The organism is Sphingomonas sp. (assembly GCF_036402235.1).
Lineage (GTDB): Bacteria > Pseudomonadota > Alphaproteobacteria > Sphingomonadales > Sphingomonadaceae > Sphingomonas.
This window is the reverse complement of sequence record NZ_DASWTG010000091.1, coordinates 1-19,439: the sequence shown is the minus strand read 5'-3', so window position 1 is coordinate 19,439 and position 19,439 is coordinate 1. Positions and strand designations below refer to the sequence as shown.

Below are 19,439 nucleotides of genomic sequence, written 5' to 3'. Positions count from 1 at the left end.
CGACAGATCGGAGCGAGAATCCAAAGTGGAACATGTCGTGGACGAAGTTTGCTTTTTCCCCCGATCATGTGTCCGCATTGCAGGGTTGAGAGGAGACGAAGGTGGCAACGCTGGCTGAACCGGTGACCGGTAGCGGAATCGACTCGTTCCGCGCCGAGGTGCGCGAATGGCTCGCGGCGAACTTCCCCGCGTCGCTCAAGGGCAAGGACAACAGCATGTCCGCCGTCGAGGGGCCGGGCGAGGAGACGCCCGACCAGGCCGCGTGGCGCAAGGCGATGGGCGAGAAGGGCTGGGGCGTGCCGACCTGGCCCAGGGAATATGGTGGCGGCGGCCTCAGCCGCGCCGAGGCCAGGATACTGGCGGACGAGATGGCGCGGATCGGCGCATGGAACCCGATCGGCGGGATGGGCGTGATGATGTTCGGCCCGACGCTGCTGGAATATGGCAGCGAGGCGCAGAAGCGCGAGCATATCCCGGCGATCGCCAAAGGCGAGGTGCGCTGGTGCCAGGGCTATTCGGAGCCCAATGCCGGGTCCGACCTCGCCAACCTGCAGACCTTCGCCGAGGACAAGGGCGACCATTATCTGGTCAACGGCCAGAAGACCTGGACCAGCGGCGGGCAATGGGCCGACAAATGCTTCTGCCTGGTGCGCACCGACAAGAGCCAGAAGCAGGGCGGCATCACCTTCCTGCTGATCGACATGGATTCGCCCGGGGTCGAGGTGAAGCCGATCCAGATGATCAGCGGCATGTCGCCCTTCTGCGAGACCTTCTTCACCAATGTGAAGGTGCCCAAGGCGAACCGCGTCGGCGAGGAGGGGCAGGGCTGGACGATCGGCAAGCGCCTGCTCCAGCACGAGCGCACCAATCTGTCGGGCGGCGGATCGCGGCTGATGCCGAGCGGGCCGTCGCTCGCCGACATCGCCAGGAAATATGCCGGCGCGGACGAGCAGGGCCGGGTGGCCGACCCCGACCTGCGGGCGCGGATCGCCAAGTTCGAGATGGACTGGCGCGCCTTCCTGCTCACCGCGATGCGGGTGCAGGCCGAGAGCAAGGCGGCGGGCGGGGTCTCCGAAGTCTCGTCGATCCTCAAGACCGTGGGGACCAAGCTGGGACAGGAGCGCGCCGAGCTGATGATCGAGATCCAGGGGCTCGCCGGCCTTGGCTGGGAGGGCGAGGGGTTCACCGATGCGCAGCTGCAAGCCACGCGCGCATGGCTCTTCGGCAAGGCGACGACGATCTATGGCGGATCGACCGAGATCCAGAACAACATCATCGCCAAGCGGATCCTGGGGATGCTGGATCATCAGTGAGTGAGGTTCGACACTCCTCCCCCGGAGGGGGAGGGGGACCGCGCTCGCAGAGCGTGGTGGAGGGGTAGACCGCCCCAAGCTGACCGGCCCGCTCGTGGAGACTACCCCTCCACCAGCTTCGCTGGTCCCCCTCCCCCTCCGGGGGAGGAATTGGGACGGTTCGATAACGAAGGAAAGACAGATGGCCGTTCTGACCGAAGAACAGACGATGCTGCGCGACATGGCGCGCGACTGGGCGGGGAATGAGAGCCCGGTCTCGGCATGGCGCAAGGTGCGCGATGCGAACGAGGCTGCGGGCTATGACGCCGGCGCCTATGCGACGATGGCGCAGATGGGCTGGACCGGGATCATCATTCCCGAAGCGCAGGGCGGCAGCGATTTCGGCTGGCTGAGCCTGGGGCTGGTGATCGAGGAGCTGGGCAAGACGCTGGCCGCGAGTCCGCTCGCCGCGTCGGCCGTAGCCGCATCGGCGATCCTGCTCGGCGGGAGCGAGGCGCAGAAGGCCAAGTGGCTGCCGCGCATCGCCAGCGGCGAGCTGGTCGCGACGCTGGCGGTGGACGAGGGGCCGCGCTTCGACCCGGCTTCGATCGCGGCGAAGGTCGAGGGCGGCAAGCTCAGCGGCACCAAGGCATTCGTCGCCGAGGGCGACAGCGCCGGGCTGTTCGTGGTTGCGGCAACGGATGGACTGTACCTGGTCGAGGCCGGGGCGGGCGTGAGCGTGTCGCGGCGGCACCTAGCCGATTTCCGCAGCCATGCGCAGGTGAGTTTCGACGGGGCGGCGGCCGAGAAGCTGGCGGAAGGCGGGGACGGGCTGCTCGACGCGGTGCTCGACCGCGCGGCGGTGCTGGCGAGTGCCGAGATGCTCGGCATGGCGAGCGCGGCGTTCGACACGACGCTCGCCTATTTGAAGCAGCGCGTGCAGTTCGGGCAGGTGCTGGCGACCTTCCAGGCGCTGCAGCATCGCATGGCGAACCTCTACAGCGAGATCGAGCTGATGCGTTCGGCGGTCGAGGCGGGGCTGGCGGCGATCGATCGTGGTGGCGACACGCGCCAGGCGGCGTCGCTGGCCAAGGGCAAGGCGAACGAGGCCGGCCATCTGATGAGCCGCGAGCTGATCCAGCTGCATGGCGGCATCGGCATGACCGACGAATATGATGCAGGCTTCACGCTCAAGCGGATGCGCGTGCTCGAGCAGATGTGGGGCAATGCGGCGTACCACCGCGACCGGTTCGCGCGGCTGAGCGGATTCTGACGGGCGGGCAGGCGTTACGCGCCCGGCGGGATCATACCGATTCAAAGTTGATGTAGTAGACGTTCACGCTGCGCACGCGCCCGTTCCGGAACTCTAGGATCATCCCGCTCCACAGTTCGCGGCGATCGCGGAAGGAGAGGTGATCCTGGCGCAGCATGGTCCGGTGCAGCTCGCCCGGCTCATATAGCGCTGCGCCGCCGGGCCGGGCATCGCCCCAACCGGCCGGATTGACGACGAACCCGCCCGCTTCCGCCGCGCGGATCGCCTGCTCCTTCGACGATCCGATCGTGATCCCCAGCGCGGTGCCGTCGGTATAGGTTTCCGAGAAATTGTAGAACAAGGGGCGATAGCCGGCGGCCCGCCGGGGATCGGTTCTTCCGATCTCATAGGATCGCGCCGAAGCGAACGCCATCGCGCCGGCGCCGAGGCCGGCGGCCGCGACGACGATCCCGGCGAGAAGCAGTTTCCCATATTTGCGCATCGCCCGAGCATATCGCGGCCGGGCAGATCCGCAATGACGGCGTCGACCCGCCGATCCCTGCGCCGACCGCCCCGGTTTAGAACAATCGTTTAGCATACCCTTGTTGCAGTGCGGTCGTTCGGACTCCGCATTCTACGCTAGTGTAAGTGGCAATTTGCAACGGTTTTGTTGGCTTGACCGATGGCATGAGAATCGATCTATTCGAGTTTACGGTATGGAGCCGCAAAGCGTTCCGGCCTAACGGGAGTGGGATCTATGAAGAAGCAGCTATTGGGGGCGTGCGGGTTCACGGCGCTCGTCATCGCGGGTGCGGCGCCGGCCTGGGCGCAGGACGGCGGCGAGACCGAGGTGGTCATCACCGGATCGCTGATCGCGGGCACGCCGGAGGATGCGGCGCTGCCGGTCGACGTGATCGGCGCCGAGGAGCTGGCCAAGCAGGGCAACCCGACGACGCTCGACCTGGTCAAGGCGCTGCCGAGCTCGAGCGCGTCGCTGGGCGATGCCAACCAGTTCGACAGCCGGTCGCAGGGCGCCGAGGGCATCGCCACGGTCAACCTGCGCGGCCTAAGCCCGCAGCGCACGCTGGTGCTGCTCAATTCCAAGCGGCTGACGACATCGGGCAACGGCGTGCCCGCGGTCGACATCAACATGCTTCCCTCCGCGGCGATCGGCCGGGTCGAGGTGCTCAAGGACGGCGCGGCCGCGACCTATGGCTCGGAAGCGATCGCGGGCGTGGTCAACTTCATCACCCGCACCAACCAGCGCGGCTTCCAGGGATCGGCGAGCTACCGCTTCATCGACGGCTCCGACGGCGATGTGGACGCGTCGATCAGCTATGGCCATGTCGGCGAGAATTTCCGCGTGCTGCTCGCCGCGGGCTTCCAGAAGCGCGGCCAGCTGATGGCCAAGGAGCGCGACTGGGCGATCCGCCCCTATGCCGAGAACCCGCAGGGCGGCTGGACCGGCGGCGGCAATCCGGCGAACTTCCTGTTCCTCGGCCCGCTCGGCGCACCCGCGTCCGGGATCATGGCCGATTCCGCCTGCGCGCCGCTGGGCGGCTTCGTCGGGAGCGACGCGCGCTGCTACAACCAATATTCGGTGTACGACAATCTGGTCGAGCTGGAGAAGCGCGGGCAGGCGTTCGTCGATGTCGAGATCGATGTCGCGCCATCGACCACCTTCCAGGTCACGGCGCTCTATGGCCGCACCACGGTGCCGCACTATCTGACCTCGCCCTCCTATCTGCTGACCCAGCCGCCATCGCCGGCGAGCGGCGCGATCAGCCAGTCGGGCTTCTTCGTGCCCGGCAACAACCCGGGCCTGATCGCCTATCGCGCGGCCAATCCGGGAACCCCGGCGGGTATCGGCGTGCTGTTCCCGACCTTGCTGTTCCGGCCCTTCCTGCTGGGCGGCAACCCCTCGACGCTGGGCGATGAGGGCGAGCCGGGATCGGCGCGCGGCATGCGCAAGAGCGAGAGCTTCCGTGCGACCGCGGAGCTGCGCGGGGAGATCAGCGAGGGGCTGAACTACAACGTCAATTTCACCTATCATAATTATTACCGCTACATCGACGGCTATGATTCCTTCGGCGATCGCGTGCAGCGCGCATTGCTGGGCTTTGGCGGGCCGAGCTGCACGGGCACGACGCCGGGAGCGAACGGGTGCCTGTGGCTCAACCCGTTCGGCAATGCGGTGGCGAGCAACCCCGCGACCGGCGCGACCAATCCGGTGGCCAACGGACCCGCCAACAGCGCGGCGCTGACCGACTGGTTCTTCGTCCGCTCCAACACCCGCGTGACGACCGACATGATCGTGGCCGAAGCCTCGCTGAGCGGCGGCACCGGCATCAGCCTGCCCGGCGGCGAGGTGCAGTTCGGCGTCGGCGCGCAGTATCGCGATACCTCGATCAAGGGCCGCTACGGCTCGAACAACAACCTGGCGCAGAACCCGTGCCGCGACTCGCCGGTCACCGGCAACACCAACCCGGCGGCGTGCTCGGGCGGATCGTCGCCGACCGGCGCGCTGGGCTTCCTCGGCACCAACGCGAATTACGACCTGCAAGGCGACGTCAAGGCGCTCTATGCCGAGCTGCAGCTGCCGATCGTCGACACGCTCAACCTGCAGGTCGCGGCGCGCTACGAGGACTATGGCGGGGCGACCGGATCGACCTTCGACCCGCAGATCCGCGGGCGCTGGCAGGTGACCGACTGGCTGGCGATCCGCGGCGGGTTCGGCACCACCTTCCGCGCGCCGCCGCTCAACGTGCTGACCAACGGATCGGTGACGGCGCTGCAGATCATCGACACCGCGTTCCGCCCGGTCGATGTGTTCGGCAATCCCAATCTGGTGCCCGAATCCTCGAAGAACTATGGCGGCGGCATCCTGATCAACGCCGGCGGGTTCAGCGCCAGCCTCGACTATTACCGCTACGACATCGAGGACGTGATCGTCTCCGACCCGCTGATCGCGATGGTCAACACGCTGTTCCCCAGCACCGGCGGCAACACCTGCGCGGCCAATGCGGCGCTGGCGGCGCGCTTCACCTTCGCGACCGGCGCGTGCACCGCGGCGACGGCGCGCACGGCGATCTCGCGCGTGCGCACCCAATGGCAGAACGGCGCATCGATCACCAGCGAGGGGCTGGACGCGGTGGTCGGCTATCGCAACAACGAGATGTTCGGCGGCTCCGGGCGCTTCGCGATCGGCGCCAATGTCAGCTATACGCTGCAGAACCGGATCAGCGACATCTTCGTCGAGGGCACGCTGGTGCAGGCCGGCTATGACGGCGTGGGGCTGCTCAACTACCAGACGACGCTCTACCCGGTTCCCGAGTGGAAGGGGCAGGCGCATCTGGAGCTGGGCGCCGGGGCGTTCGACGCGCGGCTGACCGTCACCTATATCGACGGGCTGTACGACCAGCGCGCCGACATCACCGCGGCGGGCGTCTATGGCCCGAATGCGGCGCTGGGCGGCCAGCGCGTCACCGGCGGCGCGAACATCGACAGCTTCACCACCGCGGACCTGACCGTCCAGTGGGCGATCAACGATCGCTTCACCCTGTCGGGCAGCGTCTACAACATCTTCGACCAGGACCCGCCGTTCGCGCGGGAGGATTATAATTACGAGCCGTTCGTGGGGAACCCGCTGGGCCGCAACTTCAAGATCGGGCTCAGCGCCAAGTTCTGAAGTTGCATCAGCACGAGGCCCCGCCGTTTGGGGAAGCGGCGGGGCCTCCCTCTTGTGGAGTGATCGAGCGTATGGCGACGAATGCGGCAACCGGCCCGGCGACGACGATCTCCCCGGCAGCGGGCCATCCCGACGCGCTCGCCATCCGGCGGCGCACCGCCACGCTGACGCTGCTCACCGCGGCCTATTTCTTCAGCTATATGGACCGGCAGATCCTCGCGATCCTGCAGGAGGATATCCGCCGCGAGCTGCTACTCAGCGACACGCAGCTCGGGCTGCTCGCCGGCTTCGCCTTCGCGATCTTCTACGCGACGCTCGGCCTGCCGGTGGCGCGCTGGGCCGACCGCGGCAACCGGGTCAACATCATCGGCATCGCGCTGGCGCTGTGGAGCGCGATGACCGCGGTGTGCGGCCTTGCCCAGAATTTCGTGCAGCTGCTGCTCGCGCGGATCGGCGTGGGCATCGGCGAGGCCGGGTCGAGCCCGCCCAGCCATTCGATCATCGCCGACCTCTACCCGCCCGAGAAGCGCGCGGGGGCGATGGGCATCTACTCGCTCGGCGTGGTGCTGGGCGCGGCCGGCGGCACGATGATCGGCGGCACGCTCGCGCATTTCTTCGGCTGGCGCGTGGCGATGTTCGCGGTGGGCATTCCGGGCATCATCCTCGCGATCGTCATCAAGCTGTTCGTGGTCGAGCCGCGCCGCGGGCTTTCCGACCCGGCGCATGCCGCGCAGACGCAGGGAGCGATGCCGAGCTTCGGCGAGGGCTTCCGCTCGCTGTTCGCCAACCGTGCCGCGGTGCATCTGGTGATGGGCGTCACCATCACCTCGCTGATCGGCTATGGGCATACCGCGTTCGGGCCGAGCTTCCTGATCCGCACGATCGGGCTCGACAAGCTCCAGATCGCCTCGATCGTCGCGCCGGTCGGCGCGATCTGCGGTACGCTGTCGGCGGTGCTCGGCGGGTGGCTGGCGAACAAGGCGGCGGAGCGCTGGGGGCTGCACAGCCAGGCGTGGCTGGTGCTGGCGATGAAGGGCGTGGGACTGCCGCTCTCCTTCCTGTTCTTCGCGGCGAGCGATCCGTGGATCGCGGTGCCGATCTACTGGGCGTCGCTGGTCCTGGTGAATTCCTATCTCGGCCCGACCTTTGCGCTGATCCAGGGGCTGGCACCGCTGCGCATGCGCGCGCTGTGGGCGGCGGTGACGTTGCTCGTCATCAACCTGATCGGGCTGGGGCTGGGACCGACGATGATCGGGGTGATCAGCGACGCGCTCAAGCCGTCGCTGGGCGATGCCGAGGCGCTCCGCTGGGCGATGCTGACCTTCGCCGCGGCGACGCCCTGGGCGCTGTTCCATTACTGGCGCGCGGGGGTGTGGCTGAAACGGGGGGTGAGCTGATCTGGCCGCGTGCCCGGCTTGCCAGCGGAACCGTCGCGGCATAGCTTCGCGTCTGTCCGCGCTGCGGCGCGGTCGGGCAGGGGAGTAGGCGCCGATGTTGCTGATCGCACTCATGCTTGCGGGCCAGCAGGCCGCGGCCCAGACCGCGCCTCCCGCGCAGGCCGATGTGGTGATCACCGGCAACCGGATGCGCGAGGCGTTGAACAAATGCCTCGCGCGCGCCTGCCCGCCCGAGGAGGAGGTGGACGCGGCGATGAACGCCGGGGCGGAGAGCTTCGCGGCGGGCCGCTACGAGGAGGCGAAGGCGATCCTGCGCCGCGCGGTCTCCCGCAACAAGCGATATGGCGCGCGCATGCCGGGGCCGATGTCCGACCTCTATGCGACCTATGCCGACGTGACCGAGCATGAAGGCGACAAGGAGGTGTTCAAGCACGCGACGCGCGAGAGCGTCGATGTGCTGCGCCGCGCCTATGGTCCCGGCCATTCGGCGGTGCTGCGCGCATCGGCGCGCGTCGGCGACATGTGGGTGAAGCTCGGCGACCTGACCAGCGCGGACGGGGAGTATAAGGACGCGGCCGGCGACGCGCAGCGAGCGGGCAAGGCGGATCTGGCGGCGGCGCTGACCTTCCGCCGCGCCTGGCTGGCGCTCAGCGCGCGCGACCTTGCGCGGTCGCGCCGGCTGCTCGAGCAGCTCGAGGGCAGTCATGGCCAGGATGCGCGCTTCGCCGGCCTGCTGCGCGTGCTGCGCGCGAGAATCTCGATCGCGAAGGGGGACGCGGGCAGCACCGACGAGCTGGTCGCCGCGCTGCGCGGGGCAGGCGGGGCTGAGCCGGTGCTGCTCTATGCGCCGCCCTATCCGGAGCTCGGCCGCGCGGGCGGGTCCGGCGTCGCGGTGACTGGCGGCGTCGACGTGATGGCCGCGCGCGCCGCCACGGCGGCCGACCATGGAGACCTGTTCTGGGCCGATATCGGATACTGGATCCGGCCCGACGGCAAGCCGGCCGAAGTCGAGATCCTACGCCCGGCCAAGGACGCGCAATGGGCCAAGCCGCTGATCAGGAATATCGAGGCGCGCCGCTACGCACCCGCCCGGCAGGACCCTGGCGGGGTCGGCACCTATCGCGTCGAGCGGTTCACGCTACGCCCTTCCTACGGGCTGCCCCCGGGCTCGCGCATCGAGCGGCGTACCGGAAAGCTGACCCTGCACGTGATGGACCTGACCAGGCTGGCGCAGCGCGACGGGGTGGCGCCGGGGCCGTGACGCGTCAGAAGGCGAGCACCCGATCGTCGAACAGGCCGAACACGATGGTCGAGGCGTAGAAGGCCACCGCCTTGTCGCGCGGCATGGTGCCAGCCCATTTGCGCATGTCGAACGCCGCGTTCTGCAGCGCCATCATCGTCTGGCTCGCGACCAGCGGATCGATCGCGCGGATCGAGCCCTCGGCGATGCCGTCCGAGAGCATGCCGGCATAGCGGCGTGCGATGCGGTTCGAGCGATCGACCATCGCGGTGCGCACGCGCGGGGGCAGGCCCGACAGCGCCGTGGTGCGCAGCAGCGGGCCGCGTTCGGAGAATTGCACGTCGAGCAGGGTGGCGATGATGCTGGTGAGCTTGTGCCAATGGTCGCCCGCCCCCACCTCGGCGAGGCGCTGGGCGTCGGCGATCAGGTCGAAGCTGCGCTTGTAGCATTCGATCACCAGCTCGTCCTTGGCGTCGAGATGGTGGTAGAAGCTGCCCTTGGTGACGTTGAGCTCGCTGGCGATCTTCTGGACCGATGCGCCGCGATAGCCGAGCTCGTTGATCAGCCGCGTCGCGGCGAGCAGGAATGCCTCGCGCCCCGGCTCGGCCTCGTCATGCGTCAGGTCGAGCATCTCGGGCGCCCACTGCGCGCGATCGGCCGCGATGCCGTGGCGGAACACGTCCATCAGCCGCGCCTCGACCCGCGGGTACTCGTCGGTCTCGTAGCGGACGAGCCATGCCGGGAGCCAGAAGGTATTCTCGAGCAGCACATGCGCGCGCGCGCCGTGCAGGTCGGTCTGGGTGCGGCTGGCGGTCTCGCCCCACAGCGCGCGGGTGCGGCGGAAGACGTGCTGCCAGCGGGCCATGAGCCGCTGGCGCATATCGCCCTCCATCGCGCGCAGGTCGGAGAGGATCGCGAACGCCTTCTCCTCGCCGCGGTTGATGCGGGCGAGCCGCTCCATGTTGATCGCGAGATAGCGGGCGACGCGGGCCTCGGGCGTGCCCTCGCGATGCGCCGCGTCGAGCATCTCGTCGAGCCGGTCGAGCGTGACCTCGAACGCCGCCGCCGCGAGATCCTCCTTGCGCTTGAAATAATAGGTGACGCTGGTGGTGTTGAGCCCCACGCGCTGCGCCACGTCCGCGAAGGTCATGCCCTTCGCGCTCTGTTCGTTGATGACGTCGGCGGCGGCCGCGAGGATCGCGTCGCGCTTTGCCCTGAACCGTTTCGTCTCGCCCCGCGCTTCGGCGGGGAGCCCCTCTTCGACTTCCATCGAACCAGATTAGCAGCTTTGATTCGAAGGAACAGTCCTAAAGCGGGTAGGATGGAATCGGAGTGATTCCGTGGCGTAAAAATGCCGCTCCACCCACTTTACCGAAAAACGGGTATGGCGTATTCGATTCGAAACACGGATTGAGGGAGAAGGATGATGGACTTCACGCTGACCGAGCGCGAGACCTATTTCCGCGATCGCGTGAAGGGGTTCATCGACCAGCATATCACCCCGCGTAACGGCGATTATCGCGAGCAGGCCTATACCGGCGAGCGCTGGAAGGTGCTCCCGGTGATCGAGGAGCTGAAGCAGGTCGCCAAGGCGCAGGGGCTGTGGAATTTCTTCATGCCGCCGCATTCGGGGCAGAACCATGTCGACGACAGCTTCGAGTTCGAGGGGACCCAGCTCAGCAACCTCGAATATGCGCTGTGCGCGGAGGAGATGGGACGCGCGGGCTGGGCGAGCGAGGTGTTCAACTGCTCGGCGCCCGACACCGGCAACATGGAGGTGCTGCACCGCTACGGCACGCGCGAGCAGAAGGATCGCTGGCTGCTCCCGCTGATGAACGGCGAGATCAGATCGGCGTTCCTGATGACCGAGCCGGATGTGGCGTCATCGGACGCGACCAATATCCAGACCTCGATGGTCCGCGACGGCGACCACTACGTCATCAACGGGCGGAAATGGTGGTCGTCGGGCGTGGGCGACCCGCGCTGCGCGGTCGCGATCGTGATGGGCAAGACCAATCCCGACGCCTCGCGCCATGCGCAGCAGAGCCAGATCCTGGTGCCGATGGACGCCCCGGGCGTGAAGGTCGAGCGGATGCTTTCGGTGTTCGGGTATGATCATGCGCCGCACGGCCATGGCGAGGTGGTGCTGGAGAATGTCCGTGTGCCGGTCGAGAATCTGCTGCTCGGCGAAGGGCGCGGGTTCGAGATCGCGCAGGGGCGGCTGGGGCCGGGGCGCATCCACCATTGCATGCGCTCGATCGGGGTCGCCGAGATGGCGCTCGAGCTGATGTGCAAGCGGCTGGTGAGCCGCGTCGCGTTCGGCAAGCGCATCGCCGATCACTCGATCTGGGAGCAGCGCGTCGCCGAGGCGCGGTCGAACCTCGAGATGATGCGCCTGCTCTGCCTCAAGGCGGCGGACATGATGGACAAGGCGGGCAACAAGTCGGCGCAGGGCGAGATCGCGATGATCAAGGCGATGGGCCCGCGCATCACGCTGCAGATCCTCGACGACGCGATCCAGGCGTTCGGCGGCGCGGGCGTATCGGGCGACACGCCACTCGCCAGCGCCTGGGCGAGCATGCGCACGCTGCGCTTTGCCGACGGCCCGGACGAGGTCCATAACCGCGCCATCGCGCGCAGCGAGTTCGGCAAATACGGGGAGTTCAAGGCCGACCGCCCGTCGAGCGGCGATATGGCGGCGACGCGGTAGGCGCTGGATACAACCGTTCGCCCTGAACTTGTCGAAGGGCCGCCCTTTTCTTCAGTGGGGAGAAGGACAGGGCTTCGACAAGTTCAGGGCGAACGGGTTTCAGGAGGATCGATTGAAAGCTGCAGTTCTGTTCGAGGCGAAACGGCCCCTCGAGATCCACGACGTCATGATCGACAAGCCCGGCCCGCGCGAGGTGCTGATCCGCACCGCGGCGTGCGGGGTGTGCCGGTCGGACCTGCACTTCGTCGACGGCGCCTATCCGCACGTCATGCCGACGGTGCCGGGGCACGAGGCGGCGGGCGTGGTCGAGGCGGTGGGGTGCGAGGTGACGCGGATCAGGCCCGGCGACCATGTCATCACCTTCTTCACCGTGTTCTGCGGGAGCTGCGAGTTCTGCGTCTCGGGACGGCCGTCGCTGTGCGTCGACAGCTCGACGCGGCGGCCCAAGGATGCCGAGCCCAAATTGCGCCTGTCCGACGGCACGCCGATCGCGCATTTCCTCAACCTCTCGGCCTTTGCCGAGCAAATGCTGGTGCACGAGAATGCGTGCGTCGCGATCAGCAAGGACATGCCGCTCGACCGCGCGGCGCTGCTGGGCTGCGCAGTGATGACCGGGGCGGGATCGATCTTCCGCGACAGCAGGGTCAGCCCCGGCGAGACCGTGGCGGTGATCGGCTGCGGCGGGATCGGCCTTGCGGCGGTCAATGCCGCGAAGATCGCGGGGGCGGGCAAGATCGTGGCGATCGACCCGGTGCCCGAGAAGCGCGCGCTGGCGCGGAAAATGGGCGCGACGCACGACTTCGACGCGATGGGCGAGGATCTGGTCAAGCAGGTGCTCAAGCTCACCGATGGCGGGGTCGACTATGCGATCGAGGCGGTGGGGCGGCCCAATACCGCCGAGCTGGCGTGGAACCTGCTCCGCCGCGGCGGCACCGCGACGATCCTGGGCATGATCGCGCCGGGCCAGTCGGTGAGCATCCCCGGTCCGACCTTCCTGACGGGGAAGAAGCTGCAAGGCTCGCTCGCCGGATCGATGCAGTTCCCGATCGATCTGCCGCGTCTGGTGCAGATGTATCTCGACGGGCTGCTCGACCTCGACACGATGGTGGCCGAGCGGATCCGGCTGGAGGACATCAACCACGCCTTCGACAACCTCCGCAAGGGCGACGCGGTGCGCTCGGTGATCGAGCTTTCATGAGCACGCCCGCAGGCCATCGCGGCGGGCAGCCGATGGAGGCGGTGAGCGACCTCGACACCGGCAAGCTGACCGCGTGGATGGACGCCAATGTCGCGGGATTTGAAGGCCCGCTGAGCTACGCCAAATTCCCCGGCGGGCAGAGCAATCCCACCTATCGCATCGACGCGGCGAGCGGCACCTATGTGCTGCGGCGCAAGCCGTTCGGGCCGCTGCTCCCCTCGGCGCATGCGGTGGATCGCGAGTACCGGCTGATCGCGGGGCTGCATCCGACGGGATTCCCGGTGCCGCGCCCCTATGGGCTGTGCGAGGATGACGATGTCGTCGGCTCGGCCTTCTACATCATGGAGCGGGTCGACGGGGTGACCTATTGGGACGGCGCGCTGCCCGACAAGACGCCCGAGCAGCGTAGAGCGATCTACAACGAGATCTGCGACCGGTTGGCGCAGCTCCACAACACCGATCACGAAGCCGCGGGGCTGGGCGATTACGGCAAGCCGGGCAGCTATTTCGAGCGGCAGGTGGGGCGCTGGACCAAGCAATACCGGCTCGCCCAGACCGACGACCTGGCCGATGTCGAGAAGCTGATCGAATGGCTCCCGCGCACGCTGCCGCCGCAGACGCGCACCAGCATCGTCCATGGCGACTATCGCATCGACAACATGATCTTCGACACGGACGCCCCGCGGGTGAAGGCGGTGCTCGATTGGGAGCTGTCCACGCTCGGCGATCCGATGGCGGATTTCAGCTATCTGCTGATGAACTGGTTCGTGCCGGCGAATGGCGCGTCGGGGATCGAGGGGATCACCGGGGGCGAGACGGGCATCCCGACCGTGGAGGACATGGTCGAGCGCTACTGCGCCGCCACCGGGCGCGACGGCATTCCCGACCTCAACTGGTATTTCGCCTTCGGCCAATTCCGGCTGATGAGCATCGTCCAGGGGATCAAGAAGCGGCTGCTCGACGGCAATGCCAGCAATGTGCATGCGCAGGAGACCGCGGCAAGGGTGCCGGGGCTGGCAGCTTCGGCATGGAAATTCGCCCAACTCGCAGGAGCATGAGATGAACCTGTTCGACCTGACCGGGAAGGTCGCGATCGTCACCGGAAGCTCGCGCGGGATCGGCAAGGCCTCGGCCGAGGCACTCGCCGATCATGGCGCCAAGGTGGTGATCTCGAGCCGCAAGCAGGATGCGTGCGACGAGGTCGCCGCGGCGATCAACGCAAAGCATGGCGCGGGCACGGCGATCGCGGTCGCGGCGAGCATTTCGGACAAGGCTGCGCTCCAGAATCTCGTCGACGAGACCCGGCGCGCGTTCGGGCGGATCGACATCCTCGTCTGCAACGCCGCGTCCAACCCCTATTACGGGCCGCTTGCCGACATCGCCGACGACCAGTTCCGCAAGATCCTCGACAACAACATCGTCTCCAACCACTGGCTGATCCAGATGACGGCGCCCGAGATGCGCGAGCGCGGGGATGGGGCGATCGTCATCATCTCCTCGATCGGGGGCCTGCGCGGATCGCCGGTGATCGGGGCGTACAACGTGTCGAAGGCGGCCGACTTCCAGCTCGCGCGCAACTATGCGGTCGAGTACGGGCCCGACAATGTCCGGGTGAACTGCATCGCGCCGGGGCTGATCAAGACCGATTTCGCCCGCGCGCTGTGGGAGGACCCCGCGGCCGAGGCGCGGGTGAACAAGGGCACGCCGCTGCGGCGGCTGGGCGAGCCGGAGGATATTGCGGGCGCGGTGGTGTATCTCGCCTCGCCCGCGGGCCGCTACATGACAGGGCAGGCGATGGTGGTGGACGGCGGAGTGACGATCTGACCACCCGTTCGTGCTGAGCCTGTCGAAGCACTGTGAGCGGTGGAAAGAAGAACAGCCCTTCGACAAGCTCAGGGCGAACGGAGGTTGAGATGCGTTTCACGGGCAAGTCGGTCGTCGTCACTGGCGCGGGCAGCGGCATCGGGCGCGCCGCTGCGCTCCTGTTCGCGGCCGAGGGCGGCCGGGTGATCGCCGCCGACAAGACCGAGGGTGCGGACGAGACCGTTGCGATGATCGCCGCGGCGGGCGGCGCCGCCAAGGCGATCCGCATGGACGCCGGCAGCGAGGCGGACGTGATCGCCACGGTCGAGCTGGCGGTGGCGGAATATGGCGGGCTCGACGTGCTGTTCGCCAATGCCGGCATCTCGGGCGGCATGGCCAACATCTTCGATACCACGCCGGAGCTGATCGCCGAGGTGCTGCGCGTCAACCTGATTGGGCCGTTGCTCGCGATCAAGCATGGCGCGCCAAGGATCGCGGAACGCGGCGGCGGGGCGATCGTGCTCACTGCCAGCGTCGCTGGAATTCGCTCGGGCGCGGGCAGCCCGGCCTATTCGGCGTCGAAGGCCGGGGTGATCAACCTCGCCGCGGTCGCCGCGCAGCAGCTCTCGGGATCGAATGTCCGCGTGAACGCGCTGTGCCCGGGCCTCACCGAGACCGGGATGACCAGGCCGACCTTCGACTATGCGCGCGAGGCGGGAAAGATGGACCGGGTCGGGCGGCTCAACCCGCTGCGCCGCGGCGCGCAAGCCGACGAGCTGGCGCGCGCGGCGCTGTTCCTCGCCTCGGACGATGCGAGCTATGTCAACGGGCAGGCGCTGGCGGTGGACGGCGGGCTCTCGTCGAGCCATCCGGTAACGCGCCAGGAATATGGCAAGACCGCGGTGTGAGCGCGGGATCGACTTGCGCCTGCAACGCCGCTGCGCAAAGCTCGTATCATGCTCTCGCTCTTCCTCGCCGCGGCGCCCGTTCCGTCCAATCCGCCAGTGCCGCCGGTCCAGGCCGCGCCGGGACTGGAAGCCGTGCTCCTGGACTTCGTTCCGGGCGCTGTCGATTGCGGCGGCGTCAATGTGCGCACCGTCTCGACGGCGGATCCGCTCACGATCGGCGTTATGCTGCCGCCGGGCATCAAGCTGCCCGATCTCGAGCTCAGCTTTCGCCTGACGGCCGACGGGCGCCCGCTGGACATCGGAACGCCGAAATCGGTGCCGGGCGCCGGCTTCTATCTCAACACCCGCGACCTTCCGGCGGCATTCAGCCTGTGGCGATTCGCGGCCGGAGGGCGGGAACGCAACTGCACGATCCGCTTCGCCCTGCGCCACCAGCCGATTGCGGCCGCGCCGATCGAGGCGGTGTACCGCTTTGCCGCGCTGATCCACCGCGGCGAAACGGGTGAGCGCGAGGCATTCGCGCGCATCCGGCCGACCGGTTGCGTCGGCCGCGGTCCGCCGGCCGTGCTGCTGAGAGGCTTTCCGGACTATTCAAAACTGCCGCCGGTGCCCGGCGCGCCGGCCTATAGCGTCGTCGCCTTCGACATCGACAGCGCGGGCGTGCCGGTGAATGTCGGCACCCTCACCGGCAGCGGGCAGGCGCAGCTTGACGAGGCGAGCCGCGATGCGGTGATCCGGTCGCGCTTTGGCGAAGGCGATGCGCGCGAACGCTGCACCTTGCCGTTCGTCCAATGGCCGCGTCCGCCGGTAGAAGCACCCGAGGACATCGATCTGGAGGCGCTGCGGTCTGACGGCGCAACCTGCGGTGACGTCAAATGGGCGGTGAAGCCGTCTGGCGACTATCCCATCGCCTTCCAGCGCCGGTCGATCGAGGGCTGGGCGATCGTCCGCTTCGATCTCACCGCCGCCGGGCAGCCGGTCAGGCCGGCGGTGCTGGCGAGCGCGCCGGCAGCGGCGTTCGGCGAGAATGCGCTGGCCACCCTGTACCGCGCGCGGGCCGAGGAGCAGGGGACCACGCGGACAGGGTGCGTCGAACGGGTGCGGTTCCGCATGCCGAACTAGGGCCGGAAGGCACGCGAATCGGATTTGACACGTTGCCAGGTTCGCCGCACGCTCCGAGAAGCAATTGGGGGACAGGGGATGCGGGGGATTCTCATCGGCCTGACGGCTGCCGGCGTTCTGGCCGGCGCGCTGCCCGTCGCCGCGCAGGACGAGATCATCGTCACCGGGATGCGCAGGCTAAATCCGGACAATGACGGCAGCCGGCCGGTCGAGCTGGCGGTGGTCACGCCTGCCCCGGCGCAGATGTTGCGCCGCACCGCAGATTTCGCCGTGCAGCAAGTCGTGGTGGTCAGCGACACGGTCGAGGAGGAGGAAGCGCACAAGGAAGTGCAGGCGATGACCCGCAAGGCGATCGACCTGTCCGCCGGATCGGGCGTCCAGCTTGCCAGCGGCGAGCTCGTCGTCGAGCCGCTGACTCCGGGCAATTACAGGGAGCTCAGGATCGAGGAGATCGACGAGGACGAGATCGACGGTCAGGCGGTGAAGTTCCTGGTCAAGGTGGCGCTCGTGCCGGGCATCGACGCCAAGGCTGCGCTTGCCCGGATCGACAAGTTCATCAAGGCCGTCCCCGCCGTCGGCCGTGCGGAGATCAAGGCCTATAGCGAGCTGACGCTGTCGGTGGTCGATCCCGAGCAGTATCGCGGGGCGATCATCGATCTGGTGGCGAAGGACACGGCGGCCACCAGCGGCCGCTTCGGCGCCGGCTACGGCGTCGAGGTGACGGGGCTGGACAAGCCGGTCCAGTGGAAACGCGCGAGCCTGACCGAGGTGCAACTGTTCCTACCCTCGGACAGCAAGGTGCGGCCGCGCAACTGAGCAGGTGGAGAACAGCCATGCGGAATCTATCCAAAGCCCTGGTCGCCCTGGTCCTGACCGCGAATGCCGCGCCCGCGTTCGCACAGGAGGTGATCGTCACCACTTCGCGGCGCGCGCCCGGCAATTTCGGCACCTATGCCGTGGATCTGGCCGTGATCCCTACGCAGCGCTCGGTCATCAGCCTGAAGCGCAGTGCCGACTATGTCGTGCAGACGGTGTGGCTCGCGGGCGACACGCGCGAGGCGGCGAAGCGCACGGAAGAGCTCGAGGCGACGTTGCGCAACGCGATCGACGGCGCGGGCAAGGCGGGGGTCGAAATCGCGCTCGGCGACTATGTCGTCCAGCCGCTGACGCTGACCAACTACAAGAGCCTCAGCTATATCGGGGACGGCAGGCCCGATACGTCGCGCGCGACCTTTCTGGTCAAGGTGCGGCTGACGCCCGGCATGAGCCTTGCCGCAGCCAAGGCCCAGATTGCGAAGTTCGTGGAATCGGTGGCGAAGACCGGGCGCACGACGCTGGCCGTGTCGGGGGAGCCGACGCTGAGCGTGGTCAATCCGGATCAGTATCGCGGAGCGATCGTCGATCTGATCGCCGCCGACGCAACGGTTCAGGCGGCGAAGTTCGGCGCTACCTATGGCGTGGACGTGAGCGGGCTCGACCGCCCCGTGGAATGGGCCCGCGCGGGCGCGACCGAAGTGTTCCTGTTCCTGCCCGCAACCTATGTCGTGCGGCGGAACTAGCGCGCAGCGCCGGTCTGGCGGATGACGTCGGCGAACATCACGCGCGCGACGACCGCGCGTCCTTCATTCTCGATATCCAGTGCGTCGCGCGCCAGCCCCGCGGGGTCGGATGTCCGCGCGAGGATCGTCCGCGCCATCCGGTTCGCCTCGGCCAGCGCCTCGCCGATGTCCCGAAACTCGCACCGGCGGTCGCTGGCGCGCTGCGGCGTGTTCCGGCGATGGAAATAGAATAGCGGCATCGGTCCGGCCCTGCGGCCATCCTCCTCAATCAACTGCATTTTATGCTGTGCTGACGGAAGTAGAACCCGATCGAATTCACTTGGTTCCGGCGGCTCCCGGAACTTGCGACGGACGGTTGCGGCACGGGGGATCCTATCCCCGCATCCGCATCAGCCCTTCCTGCGCCGTGCTCGCCACCAGCCGCCCGTCGCGGGTGAAGATGCGGCCGCGGTTGAAGCCGCGCGCATGGCCCGCCCAGGGGCTGTCGGTGGCATAGAGCAGCCATTCGTCGGCACGGAACGGCTCGTGCAGCCACACCGCATGGTCGAGGCTGGCCGACTGGAAATTGGGGGTGAACCAGCTCACCGCATGCGGGAGCGAGGAGGTGCCGAGCAGCGACATGTCCGACGCGAAGGACAGCACCGCGCGGTGCAATGCAGGATCGTCGGGCAAGGGTGCGATGGCACGGAACCAGCTGTGCGAGAGCGGCGGCGCCGTCTTGGGATCGAGCCAGTCGCGCGCGGCGACCGGGCGAATCTCGATCGGGCGGCGGCGCAGGAAGAAGGGGCGCATCGCCTCCGGGATCTCGTCGATCCGCGCGCGGCGCAATTCCTGCTCGGACCTGAGTTCCTCGGGCGGGGGCACGTCGGGCATCGCGTCCTGATGGTGGAACCCGCCTTCCTCGCGCTGGAACGAGGCGGTCATGCTGAGGATCGGGACGCCGCGCTGCATCGCGATCACGCGGCGGGTGGCGAAGCTGCCCCCGTCGAAATCGCGCACCACGCGATAGGTGATCGGATAATCCTCATTCCCTGGCCGCATGAAATAGGCGTGGAGCGAGTGGGCGATCTTCTCCTCGACCGAGCGCTGCGCCGCCTGCAGCCCTTGCGCGATCACCTGCCCGCCGAACACGCGTCCGCGCCCGCCGGGCTGGCGGTGGCCGCGATAGAGATCGACGTCGAGCTCCTCGACATCGAGCAGGGTCAACAGCTCTTGGACGATCTCCGCGTCGGTGCGGCGGGGTTTGGGCTGGTCCATTGTCTTTTCCCCT

At 67.9% G+C, this 19,439-nt stretch carries 17 protein-coding genes; 13 read left to right on the top strand and 4 right to left on the bottom strand.

Annotated features, from left to right (window positions below; all coding sequences use genetic code 11):
• Positions 1 to 101 precede the first annotated feature (101 nt).
• Positions 102 to 1,313, top strand: a complete 1,212-nt coding sequence (locus VGD28_RS18325) for an acyl-CoA dehydrogenase family protein (RefSeq protein WP_331029799.1) — start codon at positions 102 to 104, stop codon at positions 1,311 to 1,313.
• A 181-nt stretch (positions 1,314 to 1,494) separates the two neighbouring features.
• Entirely contained in the window at positions 1,495 to 2,565 is a 1,071-nt protein-coding gene (locus VGD28_RS18320; RefSeq protein WP_331029798.1) for an acyl-CoA dehydrogenase family protein, read from the top strand.
• A 31-nt stretch (positions 2,566 to 2,596) separates the two neighbouring features.
• Here the strand turns inward: VGD28_RS18320 and VGD28_RS18315 are convergent, their stop codons facing one another.
• The gene (locus tag VGD28_RS18315; RefSeq protein ID WP_331029797.1) at positions 2,597 to 3,046 is read right to left on the bottom strand and encodes a hypothetical protein; all 450 of its coding nucleotides are present in this window, start codon (positions 3,044 to 3,046) and stop codon (positions 2,597 to 2,599) included.
• 255 nt (positions 3,047 to 3,301) lie between these two features.
• Between VGD28_RS18315 and VGD28_RS18310 the strand changes: the two genes are divergently transcribed.
• From VGD28_RS18310 to VGD28_RS18300, 3 genes are all read left to right on the top strand, one after another.
• The gene (locus tag VGD28_RS18310) at positions 3,302 to 6,232 is read left to right on the top strand and encodes a TonB-dependent receptor plug domain-containing protein (RefSeq protein WP_331029796.1); all 2,931 of its coding nucleotides are present in this window, start codon (positions 3,302 to 3,304) and stop codon (positions 6,230 to 6,232) included.
• Positions 6,233 to 6,303: 71 nt separating this feature from the next.
• Entirely contained in the window at positions 6,304 to 7,629 is a 1,326-nt protein-coding gene (locus tag VGD28_RS18305) for an MFS transporter (RefSeq protein ID WP_331029795.1), read from the top strand.
• Positions 7,630 to 7,723: 94 nt separating this feature from the next.
• A complete protein-coding gene (locus VGD28_RS18300; RefSeq protein ID WP_331029794.1) occupies positions 7,724 to 8,890 on the top strand; it encodes a hypothetical protein in 1,167 nt (388 codons plus the stop codon).
• Between the two features lie 4 nt (positions 8,891 to 8,894).
• Here VGD28_RS18300 and VGD28_RS18295 read toward each other — a convergent pair whose 3' ends face one another.
• Positions 8,895 to 10,139, bottom strand: coding sequence for a TetR/AcrR family transcriptional regulator (locus VGD28_RS18295; protein ID WP_331029793.1), 1,245 nt, complete (start codon positions 10,137 to 10,139; stop codon positions 8,895 to 8,897).
• A gap of 156 nt (positions 10,140 to 10,295) precedes the next feature.
• Between VGD28_RS18295 and VGD28_RS18290 the strand changes: the two genes are divergently transcribed.
• The 8 genes from VGD28_RS18290 to VGD28_RS18255 all read left to right on the top strand — a co-directional run bounded on the left by VGD28_RS18290 (position 10,296) and on the right by VGD28_RS18255 (position 18,169).
• Positions 10,296 to 11,579: an acyl-CoA dehydrogenase family protein gene (locus VGD28_RS18290; protein WP_331029792.1), complete on the top strand. Its 1,284-nt coding sequence runs from the start codon at positions 10,296 to 10,298 to the stop codon at positions 11,577 to 11,579.
• 112 nt (positions 11,580 to 11,691) lie between these two features.
• Positions 11,692 to 12,777, top strand: a complete 1,086-nt coding sequence (locus VGD28_RS18285; RefSeq protein ID WP_331029791.1) for a Zn-dependent alcohol dehydrogenase — start codon at positions 11,692 to 11,694, stop codon at positions 12,775 to 12,777.
• Entirely contained in the window at positions 12,774 to 13,835 is a 1,062-nt protein-coding gene (locus tag VGD28_RS18280; protein WP_331029790.1) for a phosphotransferase family protein, read from the top strand. Before VGD28_RS18285 ends, VGD28_RS18280 begins: the two co-directional genes overlap by 4 nt.
• 1 nt (position 13,836) lies before the next feature.
• Complete coding sequence (locus tag VGD28_RS18275) at positions 13,837 to 14,601, top strand: SDR family oxidoreductase (protein WP_331029789.1); 765 nt, start codon at positions 13,837 to 13,839, stop codon at positions 14,599 to 14,601.
• Between the two features lie 89 nt (positions 14,602 to 14,690).
• On the top strand, positions 14,691 to 15,488 hold the full coding sequence (locus VGD28_RS18270; protein ID WP_331029788.1) for an SDR family oxidoreductase: 798 nt from the start codon (positions 14,691 to 14,693) through the stop codon (positions 15,486 to 15,488).
• Between the two features lie 48 nt (positions 15,489 to 15,536).
• Complete coding sequence (locus VGD28_RS18265) at positions 15,537 to 16,610, top strand: TonB family protein (RefSeq protein WP_331029787.1); 1,074 nt, start codon at positions 15,537 to 15,539, stop codon at positions 16,608 to 16,610.
• Positions 16,611 to 16,688: 78 nt separating this feature from the next.
• On the top strand, positions 16,689 to 17,426 hold the full coding sequence (locus VGD28_RS18260) for a TonB-dependent receptor (protein ID WP_331029786.1): 738 nt from the start codon (positions 16,689 to 16,691) through the stop codon (positions 17,424 to 17,426).
• A 17-nt stretch (positions 17,427 to 17,443) separates the two neighbouring features.
• Positions 17,444 to 18,169, top strand: a complete 726-nt coding sequence (locus VGD28_RS18255; RefSeq protein WP_331029785.1) for a TonB-dependent receptor — start codon at positions 17,444 to 17,446, stop codon at positions 18,167 to 18,169.
• Here VGD28_RS18255 and VGD28_RS18250 read toward each other — a convergent pair.
• The gene (locus VGD28_RS18250) at positions 18,166 to 18,408 is read right to left on the bottom strand and encodes a DUF6894 family protein (protein WP_331029784.1); all 243 of its coding nucleotides are present in this window, start codon (positions 18,406 to 18,408) and stop codon (positions 18,166 to 18,168) included. The two genes, VGD28_RS18255 and VGD28_RS18250, sit on opposite strands and share 4 nt — an antisense overlap.
• Before the next feature lie 133 nt (positions 18,409 to 18,541).
• Positions 18,542 to 19,426 (bottom strand): acyl-CoA thioesterase II, encoded by an 885-nt coding sequence (locus tag VGD28_RS18245; protein WP_331029811.1) that lies wholly within the window; start codon positions 19,424 to 19,426, stop codon positions 18,542 to 18,544.
• Positions 19,427 to 19,439 lie beyond the last annotated feature (13 nt).